Source organism: Abditibacteriota bacterium, assembly GCA_017552965.1.
Lineage (GTDB): Bacteria > Armatimonadota > UBA5829 > UBA5829 > UBA5829 > RGIG7931.
In genome coordinates this window covers 1-11,549 of the sequence record JAFZNQ010000120.1, presented here as the reverse complement: position 1 = coordinate 11,549, position 11,549 = coordinate 1, and the positions used below count along the sequence as shown (strand labels likewise).

Below are 11,549 nucleotides of genomic sequence, written 5' to 3'. Positions count from 1 at the left end.
GCCTCCTCCACCGGGAGCCGGGCCCCGGATATCTTCTCTATATAGGAGGACAGCTCCCGGGCCGCATTTTGCTCGGGGAGAGTGGAGCCGGCGGGACACACTATGACCGACAGGGCCTTGCCGTCCCGGGTCAGCTGCGCCCCGGTGGCGCACAGGGCCAGGGACACAAGGATGATGATAATACTGCACAGTCTCATGATATATACCTATTTGTTATGATCTCTGCTTCCGAAGATGGCCGTTCCCACCCGGACCATATTGCTGCCCTCTTCTATGGCCTGAACGTAGTCGCCGCTCATACCCATGGACAGCCATATCTGCTGCGAAGGGTCCAGGGCGTCATACAGCTTTTTCAGCGAGGCAAAATAGGGACGGGTCCCTTCCGGGTCCTCCAGAAAAGGGGCCATGCCCATCAGCCCGCATATGCGCAGGCCGGGACATTCGTCCGCCAGCCTCTTGGCAGCATCAAGGACCCCGGAGGGCTCAAAGCCGAACTTGGAAGCCTCGCCGGAGATGTTCACCTCCAGGAGGACGGAGCTCACTATGCCCGCCTTGCGGGCCTGCTTGTCTATCCCGGCGGCCAGATGAAGAGAGTCCACCGAGTGTATCAGGCGGGCCGCGGGCACTATGCGCCCGGCCTTGTTGGTCTGCAGATGCCCGATGAAATGCAGATGAAAGGGGGTGCCGGCGAGAGCCTCGCTTTTTGCCAGGGCCTCATTCACGTAATTCTCGCCGAACTCGGTGACGCCGCAGGCCTGAGCCTCCCTGATGGCCTCCACGGGCTTTGTCTTGCTGACAGCAATAAGGGTAACCTCTTTGGCGGCTACCCTTTTTGCGGCTTCGTCTATACGACGACGGACCTCTGCTATGCGTTCTGTCACTTTTTGACGTTCCTCTGTATCAGCCTCTTGCCCTCTCTGACTATCTTCAGATAGGTGTCCGAAGGCATGCCCTCCAGGTCGGCAAACACGGCTCCGTTGCCGGTGGGCGGCTTGTTGGTGACCTTGAATATGGCGGTCCCCTCGTCTATCTCGTCAAACATGGCCTGATAGGCGCACACGGCGCCGTAGGAGGCGTGGCCCCTGTACTGGGCCTGCAGGAACTTGCCCTTCATCCTGGGGATGGAGTTCAGAGGGCTGTCCGGGTTCATGTTGTGCCAGGTGAAGCCGGGGAACACCACGGGCATGAAGATCTTGCCCCGCTTGACGCACCATTCGTAGTCAGCCCTGGCTTTGGCCAGAGCCCAATCGGAAAACTCCCTGATGCTGCCGAATCTGCCTACGGCCCAGGGGCTGATGCAGTCGGCCTTGTCCAGCACCTCGGTCATGGCGTCGCTCTTGATGCAGTCTCTGTTCTGCTCGCGCCAGCCGTCGGGAACGCCTATGACCACGTAGCAGCCGCCGTATTTGGGGTCGTTGTGGAGCCAGTCCACCAGCTCTATACAGTCCTCTATGGTGTAGCGGCGGTTGTCGTTGAAGCCCACGCCCCACAGCTCCAGCACGGGCTTGCCGTTGTGGCGCAGGAAGGCGGGGTCCTTGGTAATACGGGCGTCGTCCACCAGGCGCATCCAGTCCTTTTTGACGTTGTCGACCAGCTCTCTCCCCTGCCCGGAAAAATCGTAGGTGATGGAGATGACCCGGCCGTATTCGTTGGCGGCGATGCGGGCGTTGTGGAGCACTATGTTGTTGTGATACAGGCCGTCCCGGCCGGCTACCTCACCCACGAACCGCTGAAGATACACGCCGTCTATGGAGTACTGACGCATCCAGGAAAAGTGCAGACGGGTGGTGGACAGGTCCAGAGACGAAAAGATCCCGGCCGTGGTGCCGTCAGGGTTCTTGAATGCCGTGGGATACAGCTCCTTGTATTCGGAGGTGTCGGGCCACATGTCTATGGTCAGGGACTCGGGAGTGAAGCCCCGGCCGCCCTGATAGTGATACCAGCCCCGTCCGTAGCCGTCTCCCTCGGCGGCAAACCAGCCCTGATAGCCGCACATCACCTTGCCGGGGATGCCGTTGGGATCCACGGCGCCGGATATCCTCTTGACCTGAGGGACCACAAAGGTCCTGGCGCACACCTGGTCATAATCCATGTCGGACAGCTTGCCCCAGTCTGTATTGACTGCGCACACACACAGAGGCAGCAGCGTCAGCACCAGAAGAAGAAGGATAGTCTTCATGCTCATTTTCTCCTGCTCGTCTTTTTGATCAGGTCTTCCATTTGCTTTTCTCTCTCTTCCTCGTGCTTTTCCCTGAATATATCCCTGGCCATCTCAAAGTCCTCCACGGCTCCCAAAAAGTCGCCGGTGTTGTCCTTGGCGTAGCCTCTGTTGATATAGTCGTCCGCCAGGCGGGGCCTCATTTCCAGAGCCTTTGCCTGATCCTCGATGGCTCCCTTGTAGTCCCCGGCCCGCCGTTTGGCGATGGATCTGAAATACATGGTGATGGCGTCATGCCGCAGACTGAGAGATTTGCTGAAGTCCTTCACCGCCTCCTCGAAGTTGCGGGCGTAAAACTGCACCTCGCCCCTCACCAGATAGCACTCGCTGTCCCGGTCGTTGAGCTTGAGAGCTGAGTCGCAGTCCTGCAGGGCGCCCTGTATGTTGCCCAGCTTTCTGTAAGCGATGGCTCTGGCCAGATAGGGAGACTGGTTGTTGGGGTTCTCGCTGATGGCCTTGGAATAGTCGGTGACCTGCTTGCTGTACACGGACATGCCGGCCCTCTTCACGTAGCTGTTGACCGCAAACTTCGGGTTCAGCTCGCCGGCCCGCTTCATGTCCGCCTTGGCGCCTTCGGCGTCGCCTATCTTGTTCTTGGCCACTGCCCTGTTGTAGTAAGCCTCGGCATAGGTCTTGTTCAGATCTATGGCGGTGGAATAGTCCATAATGGCCTGGTCAAACGCTTCGCCCTTGAAGTAGGTCAGGCCCCGGTTGTTGTAGGCCTTTTCATTGCCGGGATCCATCTCGATGCATTTGTTGAAATCGGCTATGGACCTGTTTATCTCGTCCACCGCCCGGAACACCACGCCCCGCTTCATATAGGCCTGCTCGTTGGCAGGAGAGATGTTGATCAGCTTTTCCAGAGTCAGGAGAGCATTCTTGGCGTCGCCCATCTTCAGATGGACGTCGCTTTTTTGCAGATAGGTCCTCTCGTCCCGGGGCTCCAGGATGATGGCTCTCTCATAATCCTTCACCGCGTCGTCATAGAGCTCTGTCTTGAAAAAGGCAAAGCCCCGGGAGCGGTACGCCTTGACGTATTGCTTGTCGCACCTGAGCGCGTTGGTAAATTCGTCAATGGCGTCGGAATACAGCTTTTGGTTCATATACCCCAGCCCCAGCTGATAATGCTTTTCGGCATTGCCCGGAACTATGGCCACCTTTGCCTTTTTTACGATCACTCTGGAAAACTTTTTGCGGATGGATACGATTACGATGATTGCGATTATCGCGACAATGACCAGCACTATAGCGGTCATCAAATGACTGCCGGTCATCAGTTGGCTTCCATTCATATCAAAGCTCCTTCAATATATTTATTTGTGCAAAAATTTGAATAGCGAGTTGTTCTCTTCCGGCTCCCGGGGAGCCTCCTCCTGCTCCTCAAAGGGCTTGCGGGTCAGCATAAAGGGCTCGTCGTAGCCCAGCTCCCTGTAAAACCCGTTGGGGTGCCTGCCGGTACCGTCATACTTTTTCCTGGTCATGCTCTCTCTCTTGAACACCAGGGTCCCGTTTTTCCAATACAGCTCTCTGGCCGCAAAGCGGGTGGCTTCGCCGGACAGCATATCTCCGTCCGACGCCACCGAAAACACCTTCACCAGATTGTTGTCGTCATTCAGCAGCACGCTGTCGCCGGCCCTGACCGCGCCCACTATGCGGAACAGGGCGCCGAACACAGGCTCGCCCTTGTATTTTTTCCAGCCGTACACGAACACGGTGTAAAAGTCCTCTTTGCCCCCGTGGTAGTCGGTGACCAGCAGCTCTCTGTAGCCCCTGCGGGTGACCGGCTTCACGTACATGGCGGCGTCGGGATGGATGACGTCGCCCGTCTTCATGAGAGCCCGGCCGTCGGCGGACTCCACTATGAGAAAATACTTGGGCTTTTCCCTGCTGTAGCTCTCCTTTTCCCTCTCAAAGAGGCCTGCCTTCTCTTCCGTGCCGTCGCAGTCAAAATCGCCTCTGATGCCCTTGATGAACCGGTAGCCCTTGGGGGCGGTCATATCTCCCTCCCCCACGGGCCGGGAGGTATCCTCCGCGGCGGGAGCGGCGGCAGGCGCCTTTTCCGGCGCGGGGGCGGCAGCCGGGGCCTGCTTCCCGGGGGAAGCGGGGGCGGGCTTGCGGGACACGCAGCCTGTCCCCATCAGGCACAGAACAATAAAGAGCGGCAGGAGCGCTTTCATCAAGCAGTTCTTTTTTTGGACACTATGATAGTGGCGCCCAGGCCCAGCAGGCTCAGAATGGCTGCCGTGCAGTATGCCGCCACGGGCTCCAGGAGAGCGCCCACCATGGGACCGGCTACGCCGGCCACGGCAAAGGCGGCAAACAGTATGCCGTAATTAAGCGACACGTTGCGGCTGCCGAAATAGTCCGCGCAGACCGAAGGAAACAGTCCCAGATAGCCGCCGAACAGCAGTCCCACCAGCACCAGGGCTCCCATAAAGCCGGGGAAGCTCTGGCTGATGATGGTCATAAAAGCCATGATGAGACAATTCAGGGCAAACATGATGATGAGGGCGGGCATGCGTCCCAGTCTGTCAGAAACGGCGCCCCACACCAGCCTGCCGAAGGCGTTGGCCACTGCCAGCACCATGACGCCGGTGACTGCCAGCATCTCGGGATTCTGGGTGACAAAGCCCGTGTCCTCTATGACGTCCAGGGTGATGCCCTTGGCCTGGCTCACTATCATCAGGCCGGCAAAGGCTCCCGCGGCATACATAAAGGCTATGAGCCAGAAGGTGGAGGTCTTCAGCATCTCGCCGGCGGTGTAGTCCCTGCCGGTCCCTCCGGCAGCCTTGCTGCCGGCCACGGCCTCGGGCTGTTTGACCACCAGAGCGGCGCAGACCATGATGACCATGAACAGAATGCCCAGTATCATGTAGGTCCCCTGCAGCTCATAGGTGTTCAGCAGCCACTGGGCAAAGGGAGCCAGGATCAGGGGCCCGCCGCCCAGAGCGGCCACCACGAGACCCGTGGCAAAGCCTCTCATGTCGGGGAACCACTGAGCCACCACGCCCACGATGGTACCGTAGGCCATACCGGAGCCGATACCCATCATCACGCCAAAGCCTGCATACAGCAGGGCCATATTGTCGGCCTTGACTGCAAAGGAGGCCACTATGAGCCCCAGACAAAAGATGACGCTGCCCAGCACTATGGGCAGTCTGGGGCCCTTCTTGCCGGTGATGAAGCCGCCGGCGATGGAGCCGATGGGCAGACATCCGACTATCAGCGAAAAGGCCAGAGACGCCTGAGCCTTTTCCACTCCGAAGGTGGCGACGATGGGCGCCATAAACACAGAGGACGCATACGCAAGTCCCTGACACATGTTTGCCAGAAAGCCGGCAAACAGGATGATCCATCTGATACTGCTTTTGTTCATATTTCGTATCCCTTTTCTTATATTCTCAAAGGCTTTGCCGCGCAGAGTCGGGCGGCAGGGCCTTTTTGTTGATATACACTATCTGCACTGCGACAGCCACTGCAAGGCCCGCAAACGAGATATATGCTGCGCACTGATTGGCCGCTGCGTCGGTCATCCAGGACTCGGTCATGGGCCCCAGGATACCGGCCAGAGCAAAAGCCGAATACAAAATGCCGTAGTTGAGGGTGATGTTTCTGTTGCCGAAGAAATCGGAGCATATAGGCAAAAACATACCCAGATAGCCGCCGAAGCAGCAGCCTATGACCGCCAGAGCCAGCATAAAGCCTCCAAAGGAGCCCCCCAGGCTGTTGAGGCTCAGCATCACGCATCCGGTAATGGCAAACATGATGATGAGGGAGGTGATCCTGCCGATACGGTCCGACAGAGTGCTCCAGAACAGGCGCCCGAAGGCGTTGGCCGCCGCCAGCAGCATGATGCCCGCCACCGCATAGCCGGAGCCGCCCTGAAAGCCGGACTGGCGTATGGCGTTGCGGGTAATGGTCTCGGCGTCGCTGATGACCATGAGACCGGAAAAGGAGCCGGCCATATACAAAAAGGCCACCAGCCAGAACAGCGCTGTCCTCAGCATCTCCGGCGCCGTGTAGTCCCTGCCCCGGGAGCCCGGCAGCCCTTCGGCAGGGCCGCTGCCCGGAGGAGCGTAGCCCTCGGGCGGCTCGTTGAGCACCAAAGCGGCGCCGAACATGATCAGGGACACCAGTATGCCGAACACGAAGTAGGTCCCCGACAGCTGCAGACCGTTCAGCAGCCACTTGGCAAAGGGGGCCAGCAGCACGGGGCCTCCGCCCACGGCGCACACCACCACTCCGGTGGCAAACCCCTTGCGGTCCGGGAACCACTTGGCGATGACTCCCAGCACGGAGCCGTATATCATGCCGACTCCCGTCCCGGTGATCATCCCAAAGCCCGCATACAGCAGATACAGCTGACCGATACGGGCAGACAGGGCGGCCGTGAACAGCCCCGCCGCAAAGAGGATACTGCCGGCCACGATGGGAGGCCGGGTGCCCTTTTTCTCGTTGACCACGCCTCCCGCCACGGTGCCCACCGCTATGAACACCACCAGCAGGCTGAAGGCCAGGGCGGCGGGAGCCGTGTTGTCGGGACTGATGTCATAGGTCTGCATGATGGGAGCCATAAATACTCCCGTGGCATACATTATGGATTCACACAGACAGGTCATAAATCCGGCCAACAGGATCAGCCAGCGCCGGGACACGGCTGTCCGCAAAAGGTCTTTGTCTTTCAGCTTCGTCATATATTTACATACACCTATATATGATTATAGCATACACAGGGGCGTCAATACTACTGCCAAAGATCAGACCGCGCGCCGGTTTTCTGATACATAGCATTTTATTATATCACATATCCGCCGCCGGCACAAGGGTCTGTCTTGATATCACCCCCGTTTTGTGATAAAATAATAATGACATGCATACGCCGGCGGAGCCCGGCGAATATAAGGCAGGTAACACCATGGCTGATAAGTTCAAAATTATCAGTGATTTTATTGACGGCAGAGCTCTCGCATTGAAGGGCACGAAATGCGGTATAGTGGACGCAAGCGGCAATATACTCAGGGATTTTGTGTACACTCACACCGAGCCGGAAGACTTTACCGTCAGCGACGAAGGCATGATCACCTCCTACAAGGGCAACAACAGGAATCTGATCCTGCCTCCCATCATCAACAACCGGGAGATCACGGCCATAGGCCCCGAGGCCTTCAGAGGCTGCAAGAACATCTACGAGATCACCATCCCCCACGGCGTCACGAGCATCAAACGCAAGGCCTTTGCCTACTGCGACAATCTCAAGAGAGTCATACTCCCCGACTCCCTGCTGAACATAGAGGACTGGGCCTTCTTTTACTGCAATCACCTGAAGACCATCCGCATCCCCGACAGCCTGATGGATCTGGGCCAGTACGCCTTTGAGGCCTGCGACGGCCTCAAGGAGATCGAGGTCAGCGCTTCCAACCAATACTGCGTTTCCATAGGCGGCGTGCTCTTTTCCAAGGACAAAAAGCGTCTTTTCAGATACCCCAGCGGCCGGGAAGACGAGGAATACCGGGTCCCCCGGGGGACCGAAGCCATCAGCCGGACAGCCTTCTACGACGCCAGGGTCAAGAGGGTGGTGCTGCCCGACGGTCTGAAACGCATAGGCGTGGGAGCCTTCAGAGGCTGCAGGGAGCTGGAGAGCATCAATATCCCCTCCAGCGTCACCAGGATATCGGGCAACGCCTTTCTGTGCTGCAAAAAGCTCTCGGACATAGTGCTGCCGGACGGCCTCACCAGCATAGAAAACAGGGCTTTTTATTACTGCAAATCCCTCAAAAGCATCAATATCCCCCGGGGAGTCACCTCCATATGCGAATGCGCCTTTGACGGCTGTGAAGGCCTCACCAGCGTCGCCCTCCCGGACACACTGGAAGAGATAGGCGCCTGGGCCTTCAACGGCTGCAAGTCCATCCGGGAGATCGACCTGCCCGACTCGGTCACCTCCATAGGGGCCTGGGCCTTTGCCCATATGGACAGGCTGCAAAGGATCAGGCTCTCCTCCGTCACACTGCTGCCGGAAGGCGTCCTCTACAACGCCAAGCGTCTGGAGCAGCTCCACATACCCCCCACGGTGGAAAGGATCGGCTCCAGAGCCTTCGCCGGCTGCAAAAAGCTGACGGAGATCACCATCCCCAAGGCGGTGACCACCCTGGACAAGAGATGCCTCGACGCCTGCAAAGCCCTGTCCCGGATCGTCGTCGAGCCCGGCAACACGGGCTACGTGTCCGACAACGGCATACTCTACACAGCCGACAAAAAGAAGATACTGAAGTTCCCCGCCTCCCGGGAAGACACGGTCTTTGTCATCCCGGACACGGTGACGTGCATAGGGGCCTGGGCCTTCGCCGGCTGCAAAAAGCTGAGCAGGATCACCCTTTCCAAAAACACCGAGACCATAGAAGAAGGAGCCTTTTACGCCTGCTCCGGCATATACGAGATGCTCATCCCCGCATCCGTCAGGACCATAGGCAAATCGGCCTTTTTCTACTGCAAGACCCTCAAGGATCTCCGGGTGGAAGGCATGGACACTGTCATAGACGAGTGGGCCTTCTTCGAATGCGCCAGGCTGCTCACGGTGAAGTGCCGGACAGACTCCGCCGCCTGCGGCTTTGCCGCCAGGGCCAATATAGCCTGCGAGATCATCGATTAGGCTCCCCGGCGCCGCCGGCGGCGCAGAAGATGTGTGCGGGCAGGCTCAGAGCGCCTGCCCGCACAAAGCAAAAAATAATAATGTGTGTCGGCAGGCGCAGAGCGCCTGCCCGCACACTATTTTGCACTGCCAGCCGAACTCGGCTTTGTCCCGTTCAAGCACACATCATTATACCCCCGCAAAATCGCACGATTTTGCGGGGGTAAAAAAAGCAGGTCCCGGACGAGACCTGCTTTGCTTCATTAATTCGTCAAACTTACGCGAACAGTCCGGCAAAGAAGCCCTTCACCTTCGCCACCAAGCCGGAAAACCATCCGCTTTTGGCTGTTTCGTCTTTGGCGTTTGCCGTTTGGGTATTATTGTCCTTTACGCCGGAAACCTTTGCCAGGCTTATTTCCAAGTAGCTTTCGGCGGAAGGCTCTTCACCTCCCTCGTGATAGCACCACATAGCCTGCCTGTTGTTGATGCCCAGGCACTTGCCGACTCCGTTCCACCACAGCAGATGCTTGTCTCCGGCGTCATACTTTGCAAAATGGCCGTCGCTCAGGGTGTAAGTCTCGCGCCATTTTTCCCGGTTCTTTTCAACGTCCTCGTCCGAAAGGCTAATCTTCCAATGTTCCACGCTGCCGTCGGAATAGGACTGACGCACCACGTTGTCCGATAGGATCTTGTATTCGGGAGAATCGATTTTTGGGTTTGCGAGGGTCCTGTTGCCCACATACGTTTCCGCTACCAGTCTTTCGCCCTGGTCTTCCACGTAATACTCGGCATCATCAGTTACCACCAGATAGCGGCCGTCCGACAGCTCCTTTTCGTCCAACAAAGGAAGCTTTCTCAGGCGTAGTATTTGACTATCGCCACTCTGGGTGCCATACCATATGATACGGCCGTTTTTTCTCAATACGCCAAACAGGGATATCGTGTAGAGGTCCTTAGCGTATTTTTCGCCGTCATACACAGTGTATGTATATTCGCCGTTGATGGTTTGCTCGGTTATCACCGGAAGCTCTTTGCAGACCTTCTCAAGATCCTTTTCGATCCTGGAAAGAACAATATCACCTTCAAAAGTATAATACAGCTTTCCAAGCCTTTTCACATTTTCACCAAATAGTTTTCTCACCTGGACCATCCGGGCGTTATAGACGTTTTTTGAAAAGCCGGATATCATCACTCCGTATTCTTCGGAGCCGGTATCGCAGGCATTCTGAAGATACGCCGGAAATGGAAACAAAGGAAAACACAGTTTTTTCATGTAAACCTTGTTTTTGATATACAAGTCAAAATCTTTCTCGGCGTATGCCGCCGAGCATACAAACAAACTGGCCAATACGCAGAGCAATAGAATAGTTTTTTTCATGACACACCTCACTCTATAACGTCCATAAAATCTTCCAACAACAGATCATTACCTGAATAGGATGTATTGCCGACACATATCCTGCAATTATCACGGAGATACTGCAAGAACCCTGCGTCCGAACACTCATAGGGCCCCGCGCCGCAGGTAGCGTCATAATAATTGCCGTCATAGATGTTATATATTATCCCGCTTGAAGAAGGGCTGTATATGACCTGTCCTGTCACAGGGTCTGTGAACATCAGATAGTCCGTATCGTTAAAGGCGTAAGGGGTGCTTATAGAACCGTTCAGAGGAAGAACAAAATTGATATTGCCGTCGAAGGAATTCACAAACAGATTGTTGGCAAACAGAGTAAAGGGATACCCCCCGTTGAGAGCCGGAGAGAGGTTGCTGACATCGGGATCATAGTTGGGCACATAGAGCGTGTCGGAGACACACAGAGAGGAACTGCCCAGCAACAGGAATACTGCCAGCAAGCAATACACATACTTCCATCGGGCACGGCCGTTTGACACGGCGGACATCATTTCGCAGGAATGTTTCATAGCCATTCTCCTAATTTATAACGCAGAAATCGTTCTGCGAAGTATTCTTATAACGACTTTAATTATACCGTAAGTAAAACCATATGTCAAACAGTCCCGTAAAAAAAAGATTTATACCAAGAATCTCCGCCACAGGCGAGCCTTTTTGTCCCGTTGGGCCAGTCGATTGCCTTGGCTCGCATTCCTATCGAAGGGAATCCCGTCCCCGGGGTGTCGTCCACGCTGATCCGGCGGTCAGGAACCCGTCATTATACCCCACAAAATCTCACGATTTTGCGGGGTATAGTTCAGGAGGGGCCCGTTTGGCCGTTCATTACTCCGGCACAGCCGGAGGGGCAAATGGGAAGACCCCGGCTACAGTACTGATGAGAAGTGCGGAAGAACGTATTCCCTGTCCCGTTGGGCCGGTCGTCCCGGCGGCCAATTCAGACGTCATCTCGGCGGTTTTCCACTCGGAAAACCGGTAAGAGATCTCCCGTAATGGAAGGACAGACCCCGTCACGGATCAAGCTCACTGCCGGGAAAGTCAGCACCTCTGTCCCGTTGGGCTCGTCCATAACCGTGGCTCGCGGTTCCATTACAGGGGATCTCTTACCGCCAAGCCTGACGGCTTGTCGCCGAGATGACGTTTTTGTTGAACGGGACACGAAGCCCTCACCGCCGAAGTGACGTCGTTATTGAACGGGACACGAAGCCCTCACAGCCGGGAAAGTCAGCACCTCTGTCCCGTTGGGCTCGTCCATAACCGTGGCTCGCGGTTCCATTACAGGGGATCTC

At 56.6% G+C, this 11,549-nt stretch carries 10 protein-coding genes; 1 reads left to right on the top strand and 9 read right to left on the bottom strand.

The features are described 5' to 3' along the window. The 7 genes from IK083_10330 to IK083_10300 form a co-directional block, all read right to left on the bottom strand. A partial coding sequence (locus IK083_10330; protein ID MBR4749950.1) for a hypothetical protein occupies window positions 1-197 on the bottom strand: 197 nt, incomplete at its 3' end. Window positions 198-206: 9 nt separating this feature from the next. Next, window positions 207-881, bottom strand: coding sequence for a YggS family pyridoxal phosphate-dependent enzyme (locus IK083_10325; GenBank protein ID MBR4749949.1), 675 nt, complete (start codon window positions 879-881; stop codon window positions 207-209). Beyond that, window positions 878-2,179 (bottom strand): xylosidase/arabinosidase, encoded by a 1,302-nt coding sequence (locus tag IK083_10320; GenBank protein ID MBR4749948.1) that lies wholly within the window; start codon window positions 2,177-2,179, stop codon window positions 878-880. The genes IK083_10325 and IK083_10320 overlap by 4 nt, the downstream gene beginning before the upstream one ends. A gap of 2 nt (window positions 2,180-2,181) precedes the next feature. Continuing rightward, entirely contained in the window at window positions 2,182-3,510 is a 1,329-nt protein-coding gene (locus IK083_10315; protein ID MBR4749947.1) for a tetratricopeptide repeat protein, read from the bottom strand. 21 nt (window positions 3,511-3,531) lie between these two features. Then, window positions 3,532-4,356 carry a hypothetical protein gene (locus tag IK083_10310; GenBank protein ID MBR4749946.1) on the bottom strand — a complete coding sequence of 275 codons (825 nt, stop codon included), beginning with the start codon at window positions 4,354-4,356 and terminating at the stop codon, window positions 3,532-3,534. Window positions 4,357-4,394: 38 nt separating this feature from the next. Next, on the bottom strand, window positions 4,395-5,594 hold the full coding sequence (locus IK083_10305; protein MBR4749945.1) for an OFA family MFS transporter: 1,200 nt from the start codon (window positions 5,592-5,594) through the stop codon (window positions 4,395-4,397). Window positions 5,595-5,619: 25 nt separating this feature from the next. After that, entirely contained in the window at window positions 5,620-6,837 is a 1,218-nt protein-coding gene (locus tag IK083_10300) for an OFA family MFS transporter (GenBank protein MBR4749944.1), read from the bottom strand. Between the two features lie 296 nt (window positions 6,838-7,133). Here IK083_10300 and IK083_10295 point away from each other — a divergent pair, with 296 nt between their 5' ends. Next, window positions 7,134-8,867: a leucine-rich repeat domain-containing protein gene (locus tag IK083_10295; GenBank protein ID MBR4749943.1), complete on the top strand. Its 1,734-nt coding sequence runs from the start codon at window positions 7,134-7,136 to the stop codon at window positions 8,865-8,867. 256 nt (window positions 8,868-9,123) lie between these two features. Here the strand turns inward: IK083_10295 and IK083_10290 are convergent, their stop codons facing one another. Continuing rightward, a complete protein-coding gene (locus tag IK083_10290) occupies window positions 9,124-9,963 on the bottom strand; it encodes a hypothetical protein (protein MBR4749942.1) in 840 nt (279 codons plus the stop codon). A gap of 269 nt (window positions 9,964-10,232) precedes the next feature. Then, on the bottom strand, window positions 10,233-10,772 hold the full coding sequence (locus tag IK083_10285) for a hypothetical protein (protein ID MBR4749941.1): 540 nt from the start codon (window positions 10,770-10,772) through the stop codon (window positions 10,233-10,235). Window positions 10,773-11,549 lie beyond the last annotated feature (777 nt).

What these genes read in the sequence shown, in the direction of transcription:
- IK083_10310 (MBR4749946.1), bottom strand. Translation starts at nt 4,356, where the DNA reads ATGGGGACAGGCTGCGTGTCCCGCAAGCCCGCCCCCGCTTCCCCCGGG.
- IK083_10320 (MBR4749948.1), bottom strand. Translation starts at nt 2,179, where the DNA reads ATGAAGACTATCCTTCTTCTTCTGGTGCTGACGCTGCTGCCTCTGTGT.
- IK083_10295 (MBR4749943.1), top strand. Translation starts at nt 7,134, where the DNA reads ATGGCTGATAAGTTCAAAATTATCAGTGATTTTATTGACGGCAGAGCT.
- IK083_10305 (MBR4749945.1), bottom strand. Translation starts at nt 5,594, where the DNA reads ATGAACAAAAGCAGTATCAGATGGATCATCCTGTTTGCCGGCTTTCTG.
- IK083_10285 (MBR4749941.1), bottom strand. Translation starts at nt 10,772, where the DNA reads ATGAAACATTCCTGCGAAATGATGTCCGCCGTGTCAAACGGCCGTGCC.
- IK083_10315 (MBR4749947.1), bottom strand. Translation starts at nt 3,510, where the DNA reads ATGAATGGAAGCCAACTGATGACCGGCAGTCATTTGATGACCGCTATA.
- IK083_10300 (MBR4749944.1), bottom strand. Translation starts at nt 6,837, where the DNA reads ATGACCTGTCTGTGTGAATCCATAATGTATGCCACGGGAGTATTTATG.